The sequence below is a fragment of the Pantoea sp. GM01 genome (assembly GCF_000282675.1).
GTDB classification, from domain to species: domain Bacteria; phylum Pseudomonadota; class Gammaproteobacteria; order Enterobacterales; family Enterobacteriaceae; genus Pantoea; species Pantoea nemavictus.
Map to the genome: position 1 here is coordinate 32534 of NZ_AKIU01000048.1, position 16163 is coordinate 48696.

A 16163-nucleotide genomic window follows, 5' to 3' on the forward strand; every position below is an offset into this window, starting at 1 on the left:
ATGGATCGCCTGATTTATACCGCCGTCAGCGGCGCTAATCGCAGCCTGACGCAGCAGATGATTCACGCCAACAACCTCGCGAATGCCAATACCGAAGGCTTTCGCGCCGATCTCGAACGTGCGTCTACCCAGGCGATCGAGGGTGGCGGCTACAACAGTCGCCATCAGGTGCGCAGTGAAAATGGCGGCATCAACATGGCGCACGGTGCGCTGCAGGAAACCGGTCGCGAGCTGGATATTGGTATCAAAGGCGATGGCCTGATTGCGGTGCGTGAAGGTCGTCGTGAGCTTTACACCCGTAACGGCCACATCGATATCGATGATATGGGCAACCTCTCCATCAGCGGCAAACCGCTGCTCGGCGAGAACGGCCCGATTCAGCTGCCGCCGTTTTCTCAGGTCGCGATTGGCGATGACGGCACCATTACCATCATTCCGGAAGATGGCAACGTGGCGGCGGCGATGGATGTCGAGCGCATCAAGCTGGTGGATATTCCCGCCAATCAGCTACGCAAAAACAACGACGGCTGGATGACGGCGAATCGCCTCACCGCGCCGCGCAGCGAAAACGTGCAGCTGGCGAACCAGCATCTGGAAGCCAGTAATGTCTCGGCGGTGAATGAGATGGTGCAAACCCTGTCGCTCAGCCGCCAGTTTGAAGCGCAAATCAAAATGATGAAAGCCGCAGAAACCCTCGTGCAGGCAGGCAATCGCCTGATCCGCGGCAGCTAACAGGAAGAACATTATGAATCCCGCTCTTTGGGTCAGTAAAACCGGTCTGGCGGCGCAGGACGCCAAAATGGCCGCTATCTCCAACAACCTGGCGAACGTTGATACCACCGGCTTTAAGCGCGATCGCGTGGTGTTTGAAGATCTGTTCTATCAAACGCAGCGTGCGCCCGGCACCCAGTTGAACCAGAACAACCAGACGCCAACCGGCATCCAGTTTGGTAGTGGCGTCAAGATCATGGGTACGCAGAAGCAGTTCACCCAGGGTTCGATGAAAAACACCCAGCAGGAGCTGGACGTGGCGATCGCCGGACAGGGTTTTTTGCAGGTTGAAACCGCCGATGGCGATATCGCCTATACCCGCTCAGGCAACCTGAAAATCAGTGCCGACGGCGTGTTGACCAACGCGCAGGGCCTGCCGTTAATCCCGCAGATCGAGCTGCCGGAAGGCACCAAAAATCTCACTATCGGCAAAGACGGCACCGTCAGCGCCACCGTCGGCGGCGAAACCGATCCGGTTGAGCTGGGCCAAATCACCCTGGTGAACTTCGTCAATCCGGCCGGGCTGGAAGCGACGGGCAGCAACCTGTATCGCGAAACCGCCGCCAGCGGCGAAGCGGTTGAAGGCGTGCCGGGCGAAGAAGCCTTTGGCCAGCTGGAACAGGGCTCGCTGGAGGGTTCTAACGTGCAGGTGGTGGAAGAGATGGTCGACATGATCACCGTTCAGCGTGCTTACGAGATGAACGCCAAGATGGTGTCGGCTGCCGATGACATGCTGAAGTTCGTCACCCAACAGATGTAATTTTTTCGGGCGGAAGAACGCTTTCCGCCCAGCTTGTAAGGCCATAAAAACAATGACACTGACAGAAAAAATGATGGGCGGCGTATTACTCGCCGCCGCACTGCTGCTGACCGGCTGTGAAAGCCCGGCGCTGCTGGTGCAAAAAGATGACGCCGCCTATGCGCCGCCGGAAGAGCTGGTCCAGCCCGATACCCGCGTGAGCGGGGGTGGACTCTATAACACCCAATATCAATGGTCGCTGATGCAGGATCGTCGTGCCTATCGCGTGGGTGACATCCTCACCGTGCGCCTCGATGAATCCACCCAGTCGAGCAAACAGGCGCGCACCAACTTTGGCAAAAAGAACGATGTGGAGCTGGGGATTCCTTCCGCGATGGGCAAAACCTTCGATGATTTGAGCGGCTCGATTAAGGGCAACCGCAACTTCAACGGCAATGCCACCTCGGCGCAGCAAAACATGCTGCGCGGCTCAATCTCTGTCGCGGTGCACAAGGTGCTGCCCAACGGCGTGCTGGTGATTCGCGGCGAGAAGTGGCTGACGCTGAATCAGGGCGACGAATATATGCGCGTTACCGGTTTAGTTCGTGCCGATGACATCGAACGTGACAACAGCATTTCGTCACAGCGCATCGCCAACGCGCGCATCTCCTATGCCGGTCGCGGCGCGCTCAGTGATGCCAATGCAGCGGGCTGGCTCACGCGTTTCTTCAACCATCCGCTGTTCCCAATTTAAGGTGAAGATCATGATCAGAATGACCGTTCGCTATCTGCTGCCGCTGTTCCTTGCGGCGGGAATGATGGCGACCAATCAGGCCAAAGCACAAGCGCTGAGTTCGCTGGTGGATGTGCAGGGCGTACGTGATAACCAACTGGTGGGTTACAGCCTGGTGGTTGGCCTTGATGGCACCGGCGATCGCAGCCAGGTGAAATTTACCGGCCAGTCGCTGGCAAACATGCTGCGCCAGTTCGGCGTGCAGATGCCGCCAAAAATCGATCCGAAAGTGAAAAACGTCGCGGCCGTGGCGCTGAGCGCAACGCTGCCGTCAATGTACGCACGCGGCCAGACCATTAACGTCACCGTCTCATCAATTGGCGATGCCAAGAGCCTGCGTGGCGGAACCTTGCTGTTAACCCAACTGCGCGGAGCCGACGGCGAAGTGTATGCGCTGGCACAAGGCAATGTGGTGGTCGGCGGCGTGAAAGCCGAAGGCGACAGCGGTTCTAGCGTCACCATTAATACCCCGACGGTGGGCCGTATTCCCAATGGCGCCTCGGTAGAGCGTGAAGTGCCGAGCGATTTCCAGGACAACAGCGATGTGATGCTCAACCTGAAGCGCCCGAGTTTCAAAACCGCTAACAACATCGCCGTGGCGCTGAATCAGGCATTTGGTGCCGGCACCGCAGTAGCAAAAAGCGCCACCAACGTGTCGGTCAATGCGCCGCGTGATGCTGCAGCGCGCGTGGCCTTTATGTCGATGCTGGAAGATGTGCAAATCAACGCCGGTAAGCAGCCGGCACGCGTGGTGTTCAACGCCCGTACCGGCACCATCGTGCTGGGCGAAGGCATTGTGGTGCGTGCCGCCGCGGTCGCGCATGGCAATCTCACCGTGACCATTTCCGAGCGTCCAAACGTCAGCCAGCCTGGCCCGTTCAGCAACGGTGAAACGGCGGTGACGCCGGAAACGGATATCAATGTCGATCGCGGACGCGGTCAAATGGTTACCGTGCCAGCGGGCACCAGCCTGCGCAGCATTGTGAATACCATCAACAGCCTGGGTGCCGCACCGGACGACACCATGGCGATTTTACAGGCGCTGCATGAAGCGGGCGCTCTCGATGCAGAACTGGTGGTGATCTAAAAATGATTGATCGTATCTCAACCCCGTTTAGCCCGGTTAACGGCGATTTTATTGCCGGTGCCAAGCCTAACAATCTGGAGCAGGCTGCGGAGAAGTTCGAAGCGATGTTCCTGCGCACCATGCTGAGCGAAATGCGTAAAGGCACCGATGCCTTTGCCGGTGAAGACGGCATGTTTAGCAGCCGCGAAGCGCGCAATCTGCGTGATTTTTACGACGATGCGCTGGCGCATGAGCTGGCGAGCCAGCGCAGCACCGGCATCGCCAACGTGCTGATTCAGCAGTTATCACCGAAGTAGACTTAATAAAGGCTGCATTTTTGTCGCTCTGCCCAGGCAGAAACGGTGAGTGCGAGAGGAAAACATGAGCATCATTAATATCGGTTACAGCGGTGCCAACGCGGCGCGCATTGGCTTGAACGTCACGGCGTTAAACATTGCCAACGCGGGAACCCGTGGCTACAGCCGCCAGCGCGTTGAGCAACAGGCGATTGGCCCGATGGGCAATCAGCGTCTGTCGAGCGGCAACGGCGTGGAAGTGAACAATATTCGTCGTATGGCCGACCAGTTCCGTATTGGCCAGGTTTGGCGTACCACCTCCCAAGCCAATTATTTCGATCAGGGCCAGGTTTATCTCGGCGCGCTGGAAAAGCTGCTGGGTACCGAAACCAGCGGCATTGGCGATGGACTGGATAACTTCTTTAAATCGCTGAGCGGCGCCAGTGAGAAGCCAGACAACCAGGCGATGCGCCAGGATGTGTTGACCGAAGCGCGTGCACTGGCCACGCGTTTTAACAACATTCAGTCATTTATGCAGAAGCAGCGCACCAACAGTCAGCAGCAGCAGCGCGATCTGACGGTTTCGATCAACAGCGTGAGCGGCAACATTGCCGAGTACAACAAGCGGATTAAAGAGACCGAAGCGATTGGCGGCGACACCAGCATTCTGCGCGATCAGCGTGACGAGTTGGTCAACGAGCTGAGCAGCTATGTTGATGTGCGCGTGCAGGAAAATGACAAAGGCGAATACAGCCTGATGCTGCCGTCCGGTCAGCCGCTGGTCAGCGGCAGCGATGTCGGTAAGTTATCGATGGAGATGGATGGCAGCGGTCAACCGTTCCTGCAGCTGAACTTTGCTGGCAGCCGTTATCAGGTGGATATGGCGACCGGTGGCGCGTTCGGCGCGCTGCATGATTATCAGGTCAACACCCTCGACGGCATCGAACAGAGCGTGATTGGCATGGCGGATGCCATGGCGAAAGCCTTTAACGATCAGCTCGCTAGCGGTTTCGATTTGAAGGGCGATCCGGGTAAGCCGCTGTTTACATTCGATGTAGCGAATCCCAATGGCATGTTGCAGGTCAACGATCTCGCCTGGGATGAACTGGCGTTTTCCGGCGCTGCTGACACGCCCGGCGATAACAAAAACCTGCTGGCACTGATTGGTATCAAAACCCAGACCTTCACCATTCCGGGCATTGGCGAATCGACGCTGGATAGCGCCAGCGCCTCGCTGATCAGCACCATCGGCATTAAAAGCCGTCAGAACCAAACCGAGCTCACCGCCGCCGCTGCGCTGCTCGAGGATGCGGTCACTCAGCGCGATAACTTTAGCGCGGTCAATTATGACGAAGAGTACGTGGGCCTCACCAACTACATGCAGGCGTATCAGTCCAACATGAAAGTTATCTCTACTGGCGATCAGATCTTTAGCGATCTGCTGGCGCTGTTCTAAGGAAAAAATCATGCGAGTGAATAGTTTAAGTTTCTCCAACAACATGCTGAACAGCCTCGGGCGTAACAACGCGCAGCTTAATAAGCTGATGACGCAGATTAACGAACAGAAGCGCGTCATCAACCCTTCCGACGATCCGATCGCCAGCACGCAGCTGGCGCAGATTCGCCGCGAGCAAGCGTCGATCGGCCAGTATCAGCGCAACATCGAGCGTTTAGGCCACAGCCTGGGTCAGCAGGAAACGCTGGTGGATTCCAGCAGCAAGCAGCTGCTGAACATGCTGGATAAACTGCGCGAAGCCAATAACAGCAACAACGGCGCGGTGGATATGGCCGGTTATGCCGCTGAGCTTTCATCGATGAAAGAGATGCTGGTTGAGCAGATGAACAGCCGAGACGAAAGCGGCCGCTATCTGTTTGCTGGCACCAAAACCAATCAGCAGCCGGTGGTGCGTGATGCCACCACAGGAGAATGGACCTTTGCCGGCAACCATGACAGCAACAGCACGCCGGTGGCGCATGGCGTATTGATGAAATCGAATACCGATTTGGCCGCCGCCTTTGGCGATGATATGAAACTGCTGAACCAGCTGGAGTCGCTGCTGGAAAAAATGTCCGATCCCACCGTGAATCCAGCGAGTTATGCCGATGAGATGACGGCGATGATTGGCGAGGTGCAAACCACCTCGGATCGGGTTGCAACGATTTTCACCGAGCTGGGTGGACGTCAGAACAACATGACGTTACTCGATGAAGCGCATCAGGATAATAAAATGATCCATGATGAAGTGGCCGGTGAACTGCAGGGGCTGGATATGGCCACCGCGCTGGTCGATCTCAATCGTTACATGGCGTCGGCGCAGACCTCGTATCAGACCTACAACCAGATCGCCACGCTGTCGCTGTTTAACTTAAGGTAATACGCATGATGCAGGTGGAAAATCGACTGTCGCCGGGCTTACGTGCGCCGACGCTACAAAACACCCCGCTCAGCGCGAAAACGCCGGTCAGCAATGTTGCCAGCACCACCGCGCGTCAGACGCAAACCAATAGCTTCCCTGACGCGCCGCTGATTTCATCGCAGCCGCTGCGCTATAACGTCCAGCTCAATCAGCAACTGACGCGCGTGCAGCAGGCGGATCACTTTCTGCAGGCCACAGAAAACCAGCTGCTGAAAGTGAACCATGCATTAAGCCGTCGCGGTAATCGTCAGGATGCGCTTGCTCAGACGCAGGTGTTGCAATCGCTGTTGGCGCAACGCCAAACCTTGTCTGGCGGCAGCGTCAATCGTCAGCTGCAGGTGTCGCTGGAGGGGAAAACGCAGGTTAATTTCCAGCTGCGCGACGGCCAGGCGCTGGTGAATAATACCCAGCCGGAGCTACTGACGTTTTCCCTGGCCGGCCAGCAGCGCGAAATCAGCGCGGCCGCGATTGCCGCCGATAGCACGCCGCAGCAAACCTTGCTCAGCCTGAATCAGGCGCTGGGAAAATGGGGCATTCAGGGCAAACTGGATGCGCAGCGTGAAGTGCAGTTTCAGGTGGATGAGCAGCAGTGGTCACGCGTGAATCAACATCTGAGCGTGCAGGGCGGCGGCGAGCGTTATCCACACAGCCAGTTCTTCCCGGTTAAACCGCTGGCGGAAACCACGCTGGAAGATGAAGTGGCGCGCGTGCTGGCGAATCCATCACAGCTGGAGTCGTTGCAGCCAACGCTGGATAGCACGCTGGAGCAGCTGACGCGTCAGCGCAAGATGCTGGTTCGCACCAAAGGATTAGTGCAGCAACGCGTTGATAGCATGGCGAACTTCAGCAGCGCCCAGGCCAGCAGTGCGGCCGAGGGTGTGGCACAGCAAATGAGTCAGCAAGGTTATCGCGGTGTGGCGGATGCGCTGGGCGCGCAGGCGAATGTGCCGCGCGCGACGGTGAAAAATGTGCTGGGCAGCGCAGCGTTGCTGCGCGCCTGAGCTTAATGCTGTTCGTTAATAATCAAGCCTGAAGGCATCACCAGCATGCGGTTGCCTTCAAATTCAATGCTATTAAAGGTCACGCCGTTATGGGCATTAAAGTTGAAAATGCTTTTGACCAGCGGCCGATCGTTAACCGCATGCAGCACCATCGGCTGATAGCTGTAAATCATGCCGATACGGGTTTCCGCCTGCGGCGTCAGCATAATTTTGGCGACAAACTGGCTTTCGACCTTGCTGGTTAACGTCATCATTACGCTGTCAGACTTCACGGCAAAAAACGGCAGGTAAAGTTCACGTTGTCCGCTGGCAGCATCATACAGCCCTAACTCGAGTCCACTGCCGTCAAAATCTTCGTCAAAGATTTGATGGCTGAACGAGGGCAGCCAGCCGCGTAGCGCTGCCGTCACCAGCAGCAGCACGGTCAGCAGCGCCAGACTAAGCGTTGCAAGTCGCCATTTCATTCAGCTTTCTCCCCATCTCTTCAATCACCAGTTCGCGTAACACCTGCGGCTTCTCCACCGCGTTAAATACGGTCATCACTAACTGCTCATGTGCGCAGCTGCTGCTGAGATTCAGCGTCAGATTCAGTACGTTGGCGGTGGCCGAATAGTAGATATCCATACGCACGTTGCGTTGTTGCAGGGGCGCATTGAGTTGGCGCAGCGTGCTGCCGAGCAGCGCGGGCATATCCACCTCATTGGTACTGGTATCGCGTGGGGTATTGGCCAGCCGCAGTAACCGGATCTGGCTGGCGCCCTCAATGGCCACTGGCGCAAAATGCGGCTTCGCCTGATTGACCGAACGCAGCACCATCACCGCGACAGCGAGAAAAATAACCAGCGTCAGGCTAAATAACACTTTCCAGTGGTTACGCGATTTTGCTACTGGTCCAGCTGTTAGCGGCGGTACGGATGCGGCAGGGGAGCGGCTGGGCTCATCGATAACCACGGGCTCGGCAGGCGCGGCTGCCATTGGCGGCGGGGTGAAGCTCAGCAGCTGTGCATCGCTCTCTTCTTCATCGTCTTCATTTATACGGCGTTGAAACTGACAAAATTCCGCTTCGAGGATGTAGCCTTTCTTCGGCACGGTTTTAATGATCAGTTGCTGCTTACCATCATCTTCCAGCGCGACGCGCAGCGCATGAATGGCATTAGGCAAGCTGTTGCTGCCGATCACCCGGCGTTCCCACACCAACTGATTCAACTCTTCACGCGATAAAATTTGCCCTGCATGTTGAATCAGCACCACCAGCAGTTTCAGCTGATATTCACCGAGCCGTCGCTGTTCGCCGCTCTCCTGATGAATGAGAGAAGCGCTGGCGATATCAAGTAACCAGTTATTGATAATGCAATCTGACGTCATCGTTACTTTATTTCCTTGGTGCGGCGGGCTCTGTCATCGCCAATCTGGCGCAGCGCAAAAAACACACAGTTAGACGGAAATTATTTATTAAGCAAGATTAGTCTTAAAAGAACGTCATTTCAATGTGTTGATTTAAGAAACGCGACCTTTGCTACAGGAAAACGTTCGGAAAATCACTCCGAAGAAATCGCGTGATTCCTAAAAGTAGGGCGATATAACAAAAGAAAATGGAGTGTTTTTATATAATGCCTTAATTTTCAGCCATTTAATTTAATTTCGCCTTTATTTTAATGCATTTAATATATTTATTCTGTTTGTCGCTTCTATTTCCTCTTCTATTTAAAAACCCCCAATAAATAAATTTTTATTTCGCTAAAAAATAAAAAACCTATTTAAGAGACGCGATTAGCGTGCCGTTTTCTCCTGTTACTTGAAACGGAATCGACTGATTCCACCCTTTGATTACACCCTTTGGAGATAACACTCATGTTAACCATGTTCACCAACTCAGCAGCTATGTCCTCTACCAACTCTATGAACCGTGCAAACTCTGCACTGTCCACCGCCATGGAGCGTCTGGGTACTGGCAAACGTATTAACTCAGCCGCTGACGATGCCGCTGGCCTGCAGATCGCAACCCGCCTCGACGGTCAGTCTCGTGGCATGGCTGTTGCACAGAACAACATTTCGAAAGCCACTGCGCTGCTGCAGACCGCTGAAGGTGCTTTCGATGAAGTGAACAACATTCTGTTCCGTATGAAAGACCTGGCCACTCAGGCTGCCGATGACACTAACAACGGCGATGACCGTAAAGCGCTGCAGTCTGAGTTCGATGCACTGAACGCAGAACTGGGCAACATCATGGGCAACACCTCTTACGGCACCGAAAAAATGTTCGGCGCCAGCGGCAAGATGAGCACTGCGATGCAGTTCCAGATTGGTGCGTCTGCTGAAGAGAAACTGAGCGTTGACCTGAGCACTAAATTGACAGCCGTTAGCACTGCGCTGGGCAAGCTGACTGCTTCAGGCATTTCGGGTGATGCAGCAGCAGGTAACGCCATGCTGAAGGAAGTGACTGGCGCGCTGGACGCTGTGGGTTCTATCCGTTCTGACCTGGGTGCCAACATCAACCGTCTGGGTCACACCGCGGCTAACCTGGCCAACATGAAAGACAACACCGATCTGAACCTCGGCACCATCCGTGATGCTGACTTCGCTGACGAAGCGTCAAAAATGAGCCGTCAGAACATGCTGATGCAGAGCAGCCAGGCGATGCTGAAGCAAGCTAACGGCATGGGCTCAATGGTTCTGGGCATGCTGGGTTAATCCTCCCCTTATGTAGTGAAAAACACCGCTCATGCAGCGGTGTTTTTGTTTCCGCCTGGGCGTAAATGGCCTTCCCCTGCAGCGGAAGCGACTTTTCCTGCATTTTTATTTAACTATTTGAATTAATTCGAAAATAAAAACTGGCACGCTGATTGCTATAAGACAGTCATTCTCGAGGAGAACAGTATGAACCTGGATATGGACCCGTCCCAGTGGGCGGAAATTTTAGCTTCAAACAGTGTTGCTGCGATGCAATCGCGTCTGAATGCGCAGCAGAAGAAAGTCACCGATCAGCAGAGTGCGTTAACCGCACTGAAAACCGCGCTGAACGATTTTCGTACCGCGCTGAAAGGTTTTGGTACCAATGGCGAGCTGGTGAAAAACATCGCCAAATCCAACCAGGAAGGCTACGTCAACCTGAAAGCCAGCGCCAGTGCCAGCAAAGGGCTGTATGAAGTGAAGGTCACCGAAACGGCGGCCGCGCAGCAGCAGTCATTTGAAAAGATGACTGATGACAGCGTGAAAGATGCCAGCGGCATCATGAAAATCACGGTGGGTGATGACAAAGAGATCGAAATCGATCTCGCTGACGTCAACAGCATGGCTGAGCTGCGTGATGCAATTAATAAGCATCCGGATAATCCGGGTGTGACCGCGTCGCTGATGAAGGTCAACGGCGAAACGCGCATGTTGATGGGCAGCGAAAAAACCGGTTTTGCCAACAGCTTTGAGATTGACGTCAGCGGTGCCGTGGGTGCGGACTTCCAAAATGCCATTACTGACGCCAAAACCATTTCCGAAGCACGTGATGCAGAGATTTCGATTGGCGACATGAAAATCAAAAGCGCCACCAACACCTTCAAGGATGTGATCCCCGGCGTTGAAATCAACGTGGTGCAGAAAACCGATCCGGCGCGTCCGCTGGTGATCAGCGTGGAAAACGATGAGGCGCAAACCAAAGAGCAGGCGCAGAAGTTCGCCGACGCCTACAACGCGCTGTTTACCACACTCGATGAGCTGACCAAGAGCGGCGGCGATAAAGATAAACGCGGCGCCCTGGCCGGCGACTCCGGCCTGCGCGTGCTGGAACAGCAGATGACCTCGCTGCTGCGCCAGACCACCAACGGCAAAAAGCTGGCGGATTTTGGTATTGCCACCGACAAGGAAGGCAAGCTGGAGATCGACAGTGAAAAATTCCTCGACGCGGTGCGTGATAACCCCTCCGCGCTCGATGCGATGTTCGGCGGCGCGGACGGCATGATCAAGCAGATGGACAAGAGTCTGGATAGCTTCCTCAGCACCTCGACGGGTTCGATCAAGAGCCGTCAGGAGTCGCTTGACCGCCAAAACAGCCAGCTAACCACCAAAACCGAGCAATTGAAGCAGCGCTACGACACCAGCTACGCCCGCTATCTGAAGCAATTTTCGCGCGCGCAAGCCGCCATGGCGCAGATGGAGAACACGCTGGGAAGCTTCTTCAGTCAGAACAAAAATCAGTAATGAAGGTGAAATATGTACGGTAACTCTTCGGAAATTCATGGCTATAACGATGCGGATCTGGCGATCCGCACCGCCGCCGCCACGCCGCATCAGCTGGTGCTGATGCTGTTCACCGGTTTGCAGGACGAACTGGTGCGTGCCAAAGGGCACATTGCCGCGAAACGCTTTGAACGCAAAGCCAGCAGCATTTCTAAAAGCATCGACATTCTCAATGCGCTTACCAGCGCATTGGATTTTGAACGCGGTGGCGAACTGGCGCTGCGTTTGGCGTCGCTGTATGACTACTGCGTCTATCGCCTGTATGACGCCAGCCACAATCTTTCTGTCGCCCAGGTAGAAGAAGTGGAAGCGGTGCTAGTCACCCTGCGCGAAGGCTGGGAGGGGATGCAGTCATGATCCAGCAGCAGATTGTGGCGCTGGGCACCGCGTTAGAGCAGGCCGCGCACAACGATGACTGGTTGCAGGTGATGCAGGTCGATAAACAGATCAATGCACTGTTACTGCAACTGCGTCAGCAGAGTCTGAGTGCGGCGGCGTTAGCGCAGGTAAAAATGCTCCAGCAGCGCCATCAGCAGGTTGCGGCGCAGTGCCGGGCGCGTGTTGATGAGCTGAGCCACAAACTGCAGCAGGTTCAGACCCAACGTCCTGTTTTACAGGCGTACAGCCTGTTTAGCGACGAAATGGGAGAGTCATGATGATTCCCTCACTCTCCTCTTTCGTGCTGCCGACGGGCAGCGCGCCCGCTGCCGCACCGGCTATGCCGGGCGCACCGTCGACGACCAATGCGCCCTTGCCGCTGGTACCGATGTTTATGCTCGGTGGCAGCGTGCCGGCAACGCTTCAGACTCCGCAGCCTGAGCTGAGTGAAGAGGCCGCGCTGCCGGAAACCAGCGATCCCGAGCAGTTGATGCAGCTGTTGCTGGATCCGACGCTGACGGCGCCAATGACCACGCCTTTGCCACCGCAGCCTGCGCCCTTGCCGCAGCCATCTGCGGCTGGGATGGCTCAGGCTCCGCAGATTACCTCGTCATCACTGCCTGAGCTGGCGACGCTGACGCGCCCAGCGGCACTGCCGCAAAACGCCCAGCCCGCCACGCTCGCCGGGCAGGTGGTGACGCCAACGGACACCGCGCCGGGTCAGCCAGTAAAACTGCGCACGCCGCAGGATGCGCGTGAAGCCAGCAAGCAGGTGCTGGCGCTAATGCAGGCGCAGCCGGATGAGCCGCTGGCAAAAATGTTGCCGGTACAGCCTGGCGTCAAAACGCAGGCGCCGCTGATGTTGCCCGAAGCCGCCCACGAGAAAGCCGCCGTGCTGCGGGAAGCGTTAGGTGAACGCCTGCAGATGCAGATCGATCAGCGTAGCCAGAAAGCCACCATCCGCCTCGATCCACCGAACCTCGGCAAGCTGGATATCTCCCTGCATTACGAGGGCGGCAAACTGCAGGTACAGATTCAGGCCGCACAGCCAGAGGTTTATCGCGCGTTGCAGCAGGTGAGCCAGGAGCTGCGCGGTGCCTTGAGTGAACAAAATCAGGTGGCGGTTAACGTCCAGATTTCACAGCAGCAGCAGGGCGAGCAACGCCATGCGCCGCGACAACAACACGCGCAGGATGCGGTGTTGAGTAACAACATTGCAGAAGTGACGGAAGAACAACGTCACCGCGATCTTTCCATACTGACAACGGTCTAATTTTATGAAAACTAAAAATATTGCTCGCAGCGTTGCGATGGTGGTGTCTAGCTCTGTGCTGACCGCCGCGCTGGTTGTGGCAGGCACTGAACTGATCAATCCCGCCAGCAGTACCGGCGAAACCAGCCGCTTCTCTTCGCTGTTTGCGAAAAAAGAGCAGCCGACGCAAACCCTCTATCTGGAAGTGAAAAACCAGGTGGTCACGCTGAAAGGCAGCAGCGCGAAAGAGCGCTATCTGCTGCTCGATCTGGCTTATGTCGCTAACAGCGATGAAGGCCTGAAAGCCACGGAACACAATCTGCCGAAGTTGAAAAACGTGCTGGTGTCGATGTTCTCCGGCATGGAGTACGACGCGGTGCGCACCATGACCATTGATGACATCCATATGCAGATGATGGCGCGATATGAAGGCGTGTTCGGCACCAATCAGCCGTTCTCCGACGTGATGATCTCCAAAATGGTTTTCCAGTAAGGGGCGATCATGAGCGTATTCAATGAAGTCACCGAACTGACCCCGCTGGAGGAGAGCCGCTATTTACAACAGTGGCTGCCGCTGGTTAAGCGCGTGGTTCGCCAGCTCTCGGCGCAAACCGATGCGGTTATGGATCGTGAAGATCTGGAGCAGATCGCCTTAATGGGCCTGCTGGAATCGCTGCGTCGCTACGGGCATCCCGACGATCACTTTGCCGGTTACGCCTTACAGCGTGTGCGCGGTGCGGTGCTGGATCAGCTGCGTCTGCACGACTGGCGTCCGCGCCGGTTACGTCAGAAAACCCACAAAATTAACGATGCGGTGCGTGAGTTAACGCGGCGTTTGGGGCACGAGCCCAGCGAAGAAGAGCTGCGTCTGCACCTCAAGCTTACGGCAGAAGAGGTGCAGGAGTATCTGCTGCTCGAATCGGCCAGTGCCATGGAGAGTTTTGATGACCTGCTGGCGGGCGAGGGCCTCGGCCATGCCTTGAGTGGTCGGGCACTGGAGGAAGAAGTGGGGATTCAGCGCACGCTGAAAGCCGCGCTGGCGTCGCTGAGTGAGCGTGAACAGCTGATTCTGAGCCTCTATTACCAGCACGAAATGAGCCTGAAAGAGATCGCTCTGGTGCTGGAACTGACCGAAGCGCGCGTCTGCCAGATCAATAAAAAGATCGGCGAAAAGATTAAACAATTCTTCGAGTAAAACATCATGCAGAAACTATTAGGACTGATTGTGGTGCTGGGCAGCGTGATTGGCGGCTATACGCACGCCGGTGGCTTGCTGAGCGCCTTCTGGCAACCTGGCGAGCTGTTGATCATTCTCGGCTCGGGCGCGGGTGCCATGGTGATTGGTAACTCCAAAAGCGTGCTGAAAGATATGTGGGCGCAGGTGCGCGGCACGGTTAAAGGCAATATCTACACCGCAGAGTTTCAGCAGCAGTTGCTGATGCTGCTGTATGAGCTGCTGGAGCTGGTGCAGGACGGCGGTTTGAAAGCGCTGGATGCGCATATTGAAGTGCCGGAAAACAGCGAGCTGTTCCAGAAATATCCGCTGATCCTCGCCGATCGTAGCTTTATCTCCTTTATCTCGGACAACTTCCGTTTAATGGCGATGGGCAAGATCAACGAACACGAGCTGGAAGGCATTCTTGAATCAGAGCTGCAGGCGGTGGAAGAAGAGCTGCTGAAGCCGTCCCGCTCGATGCAGCGTACCGCTGAAGCGATGCCGGGCTTTGGTATCTGTGCGGCGGTACTTGGCATCATCATTACCATGCAGTCTATCGACGGTTCCATTGCCTTGATTGGCGTGAAAGTGGCGGCGGCGCTGGTGGGCACCTTCCTCGGCGTATTCTTCTGCTACTGCCTGATGGATCCGTTAGCCAACGCCATGGAGCAGAACCAGAAAAAACGTCTGGCGGTGCTGGAGTGTATTCGTACCGTGCTGGTCAATCAGGTGGCGGGTAAACCCACGCTGCTGGCGGTGGATGCAGGTCGCAAAATGCTGCCGCTCGACACCAAGCCGACCTTTGCCACGCTGGATGGCTGGGTCAATCAGCTCACTGAAGGTGCGTAATGAAACACAATGCGCATCACACCACCATCATCAAACGCGGCGGCAAGAAGGCGCACCACGCTCATCATGGCGGTGCGTGGAAAGTGGCGTTTGCCGACTTTACCCTGGCGATGATGGCGCTGTTTATGGTGCTGTGGATTATGGGCGCGGTGACCGAAGACGAGCGCAAAGAGATTGTGGCGCAGCTGAACGGCACGTCGGTGTTTGAGGGCTCCGGCTTCAATCCGTTTGACGTCGAGAAGTCCATGGGCTCAGCGGGATCGTCGATCATTGGCGAAACCCTCGCGGTTTCACCGCCGACGCAGAGTGCGACCGTTAGCGCTTCACCGGCGGATAACACGCTGGAGAGCGGCAGCAAGCCGCAGGAAGATTTGGACAGCGTATTATCGCGTTCTGATGCCGAACTGACGCTGTTACAGAGCCAGATCCAGCAGTTGATCAATAGCTATCACGCGCAAAATTATCTGATGCTGGAAACCCTGCCGCAGGGCCTGCGCATCCTGATTCAGGACGATCAGGATCGCATGATGTTCCCGCGCGGGAGTGCGGTGTTAACCCCGTTCTTCCAGAAACTGCTGACGGAACTCGGTCCGGTATTTAACCGCATCGACAACAAAATCATGATCAGCGGTCATACCGATGCCGCGCAATACAGCGGTAACGCGGCTTACAACAACTGGAACCTGTCTGGCGATCGTGCGCTGGCGGCGCGCCGTGCGCTGGAGCGTGGCGGGCTGGAGAGTGCGCGCGTATTGCAAGTCAACGCCATGGCATCACGCATGCCGCGTGACAGAGAGGATCCAATGAGTGCACGCAACCGCCGCATCGAGATCCTGGTATTAACCGATGCAGCAGCCGAAACCCTGTTCCAATTTTATGGCCGCGAAGGGGAGAACGTCGTAAAACCCATCGCTGAACGCCTGCGATAACCTGTCAGTGCCTTTGAATCATCATTGATTCGACCGGTGGCGAAATCCACCGGTTTTTTTTTGCCTGAAATCCATGCGCCTTGCGGCCAGGTGCGCATAAATGCGCCCCGACAAAACCACGCGATCCCAGCGTAGGGGCGCCATTGATGGCGACCCGACAGGCGTTACAGCAATGATGATTCAGGGATAAGCATTGATGCTGCAGCGCGGGTGTTGAGGCGACATC

At 56.0% G+C, this 16163-nt stretch carries 19 protein-coding genes; 17 read left to right on the forward strand and 2 right to left on the reverse strand.

What is annotated here, in order from left to right; translation table 11 throughout:
- From PMI17_RS14350 to PMI17_RS14385, 8 genes are all read left to right on the forward strand, one after another.
- Entirely contained in the window at positions 1-732 is a 732-nt protein-coding gene (locus PMI17_RS14350) for a flagellar basal body rod protein FlgF (RefSeq protein WP_009128129.1), read from the forward strand.
- A gap of 13 nt (positions 733-745) precedes the next feature.
- On the forward strand, positions 746-1531 hold the full coding sequence (flgG, locus tag PMI17_RS14355; protein WP_009128131.1) for a flagellar basal-body rod protein FlgG: 786 nt from the start codon (positions 746-748) through the stop codon (positions 1529-1531).
- 70 nt (positions 1532-1601) lie between these two features.
- Positions 1602-2264: a flagellar basal body L-ring protein FlgH gene (flgH, locus tag PMI17_RS14360; RefSeq protein WP_036621303.1), complete on the forward strand. Its 663-nt coding sequence runs from the start codon at positions 1602-1604 to the stop codon at positions 2262-2264.
- A gap of 19 nt (positions 2265-2283) precedes the next feature.
- Positions 2284-3390, forward strand: coding sequence for a flagellar basal body P-ring protein FlgI (locus PMI17_RS14365; RefSeq protein WP_081496533.1), 1107 nt, complete (start codon positions 2284-2286; stop codon positions 3388-3390).
- A gap of 2 nt (positions 3391-3392) precedes the next feature.
- Positions 3393-3686, forward strand: a complete 294-nt coding sequence (locus PMI17_RS14370; protein ID WP_009128149.1) for a rod-binding protein — start codon at positions 3393-3395, stop codon at positions 3684-3686.
- Positions 3687-3750: 64 nt separating this feature from the next.
- On the forward strand, positions 3751-5121 hold the full coding sequence (gene flgK / locus PMI17_RS14375) for a flagellar hook-associated protein FlgK (protein ID WP_009128151.1): 1371 nt from the start codon (positions 3751-3753) through the stop codon (positions 5119-5121).
- A gap of 10 nt (positions 5122-5131) precedes the next feature.
- Positions 5132-6040, forward strand: coding sequence for a flagellin/flagellar hook associated protein (locus PMI17_RS14380; RefSeq protein ID WP_009128164.1), 909 nt, complete (start codon positions 5132-5134; stop codon positions 6038-6040).
- A 5-nt stretch (positions 6041-6045) separates the two neighbouring features.
- Positions 6046-7083 carry a hypothetical protein gene (locus tag PMI17_RS14385; RefSeq protein WP_009128166.1) on the forward strand — a complete coding sequence of 346 codons (1038 nt, stop codon included), beginning with the start codon at positions 6046-6048 and terminating at the stop codon, positions 7081-7083.
- A 2-nt stretch (positions 7084-7085) separates the two neighbouring features.
- Here the strand turns inward: PMI17_RS14385 and PMI17_RS14390 are convergent, their stop codons facing one another.
- The gene (locus PMI17_RS14390; protein ID WP_009128168.1) at positions 7086-7547 is read right to left on the reverse strand and encodes a hypothetical protein; all 462 of its coding nucleotides are present in this window, start codon (positions 7545-7547) and stop codon (positions 7086-7088) included.
- Positions 7522-8448 (reverse strand): transcriptional regulator, encoded by a 927-nt coding sequence (locus tag PMI17_RS14395; RefSeq protein ID WP_009128170.1) that lies wholly within the window; start codon positions 8446-8448, stop codon positions 7522-7524. Before PMI17_RS14395 ends, PMI17_RS14390 begins: the two co-directional genes overlap by 26 nt.
- Positions 8449-8934: 486 nt before the next feature.
- Between PMI17_RS14395 and PMI17_RS14400 the strand changes: the two genes are divergently transcribed.
- From PMI17_RS14400 to lafU, 9 genes are all read left to right on the forward strand, one after another.
- Positions 8935-9774 (forward strand): flagellin, encoded by an 840-nt coding sequence (locus PMI17_RS14400; RefSeq protein WP_009128172.1) that lies wholly within the window; start codon positions 8935-8937, stop codon positions 9772-9774.
- A 186-nt stretch (positions 9775-9960) separates the two neighbouring features.
- Positions 9961-11274: a flagellar filament capping protein FliD gene (gene fliD, locus PMI17_RS14405; protein WP_009128174.1), complete on the forward strand. Its 1314-nt coding sequence runs from the start codon at positions 9961-9963 to the stop codon at positions 11272-11274.
- A 12-nt stretch (positions 11275-11286) separates the two neighbouring features.
- Positions 11287-11670 (forward strand): flagellar export chaperone FliS, encoded by a 384-nt coding sequence (gene fliS, locus PMI17_RS14410; protein ID WP_009128177.1) that lies wholly within the window; start codon positions 11287-11289, stop codon positions 11668-11670.
- Entirely contained in the window at positions 11667-11969 is a 303-nt protein-coding gene (locus tag PMI17_RS14415; RefSeq protein WP_009128179.1) for a flagellar protein FliT, read from the forward strand. The genes fliS and PMI17_RS14415 overlap by 4 nt, the downstream gene beginning before the upstream one ends.
- A complete protein-coding gene (locus PMI17_RS25620; protein WP_052013358.1) occupies positions 11966-12964 on the forward strand; it encodes a flagellar hook-length control protein FliK in 999 nt (332 codons plus the stop codon). Before PMI17_RS14415 ends, PMI17_RS25620 begins: the two co-directional genes overlap by 4 nt.
- Positions 12965-12968: 4 nt before the next feature.
- Entirely contained in the window at positions 12969-13436 is a 468-nt protein-coding gene (locus PMI17_RS14425; RefSeq protein ID WP_009128183.1) for a flagellar basal body-associated FliL family protein, read from the forward strand.
- A gap of 9 nt (positions 13437-13445) precedes the next feature.
- On the forward strand, positions 13446-14138 hold the full coding sequence (locus PMI17_RS14430; protein WP_009128185.1) for a FliA/WhiG family RNA polymerase sigma factor: 693 nt from the start codon (positions 13446-13448) through the stop codon (positions 14136-14138).
- 6 nt (positions 14139-14144) lie between these two features.
- Complete coding sequence (motA, locus tag PMI17_RS14435) at positions 14145-15008, forward strand: flagellar motor stator protein MotA (RefSeq protein ID WP_009128188.1); 864 nt, start codon at positions 14145-14147, stop codon at positions 15006-15008.
- A complete protein-coding gene (gene lafU, locus PMI17_RS14440) occupies positions 15008-15937 on the forward strand; it encodes a putative lateral flagellar export/assembly protein LafU (protein WP_009128191.1) in 930 nt (309 codons plus the stop codon). The genes motA and lafU overlap by 1 nt, the downstream gene beginning before the upstream one ends.
- Positions 15938-16163 lie beyond the last annotated feature (226 nt).

Coding starts and splice junctions, on each gene's coding strand:
- PMI17_RS14350 (WP_009128129.1), top strand. CDS start 1: ATGGATCGCCTGATTTATACCGCCGTCAGCGGCGCTAATCGCAGCCTG.
- flgG (WP_009128131.1), top strand. CDS start 746: ATGAATCCCGCTCTTTGGGTCAGTAAAACCGGTCTGGCGGCGCAGGAC.
- flgH (WP_036621303.1), top strand. CDS start 1,602: ATGATGGGCGGCGTATTACTCGCCGCCGCACTGCTGCTGACCGGCTGT.
- PMI17_RS14365 (WP_081496533.1), top strand. CDS start 2,284: ATGACCGTTCGCTATCTGCTGCCGCTGTTCCTTGCGGCGGGAATGATG.
- PMI17_RS14370 (WP_009128149.1), top strand. CDS start 3,393: ATGATTGATCGTATCTCAACCCCGTTTAGCCCGGTTAACGGCGATTTT.
- flgK (WP_009128151.1), top strand. CDS start 3,751: ATGAGCATCATTAATATCGGTTACAGCGGTGCCAACGCGGCGCGCATT.
- PMI17_RS14380 (WP_009128164.1), top strand. CDS start 5,132: ATGCGAGTGAATAGTTTAAGTTTCTCCAACAACATGCTGAACAGCCTC.
- PMI17_RS14385 (WP_009128166.1), top strand. CDS start 6,046: ATGATGCAGGTGGAAAATCGACTGTCGCCGGGCTTACGTGCGCCGACG.
- PMI17_RS14390 (WP_009128168.1), bottom strand. CDS start 7,547: ATGAAATGGCGACTTGCAACGCTTAGTCTGGCGCTGCTGACCGTGCTG.
- PMI17_RS14395 (WP_009128170.1), bottom strand. CDS start 8,448: ATGACGTCAGATTGCATTATCAATAACTGGTTACTTGATATCGCCAGC.
- PMI17_RS14400 (WP_009128172.1), top strand. CDS start 8,935: ATGTTAACCATGTTCACCAACTCAGCAGCTATGTCCTCTACCAACTCT.
- fliD (WP_009128174.1), top strand. CDS start 9,961: ATGAACCTGGATATGGACCCGTCCCAGTGGGCGGAAATTTTAGCTTCA.
- fliS (WP_009128177.1), top strand. CDS start 11,287: ATGTACGGTAACTCTTCGGAAATTCATGGCTATAACGATGCGGATCTG.
- PMI17_RS14415 (WP_009128179.1), top strand. CDS start 11,667: ATGATCCAGCAGCAGATTGTGGCGCTGGGCACCGCGTTAGAGCAGGCC.
- PMI17_RS25620 (WP_052013358.1), top strand. CDS start 11,966: ATGATGATTCCCTCACTCTCCTCTTTCGTGCTGCCGACGGGCAGCGCG.
- PMI17_RS14425 (WP_009128183.1), top strand. CDS start 12,969: ATGAAAACTAAAAATATTGCTCGCAGCGTTGCGATGGTGGTGTCTAGC.
- PMI17_RS14430 (WP_009128185.1), top strand. CDS start 13,446: ATGAGCGTATTCAATGAAGTCACCGAACTGACCCCGCTGGAGGAGAGC.
- motA (WP_009128188.1), top strand. CDS start 14,145: ATGCAGAAACTATTAGGACTGATTGTGGTGCTGGGCAGCGTGATTGGC.
- lafU (WP_009128191.1), top strand. CDS start 15,008: ATGAAACACAATGCGCATCACACCACCATCATCAAACGCGGCGGCAAG.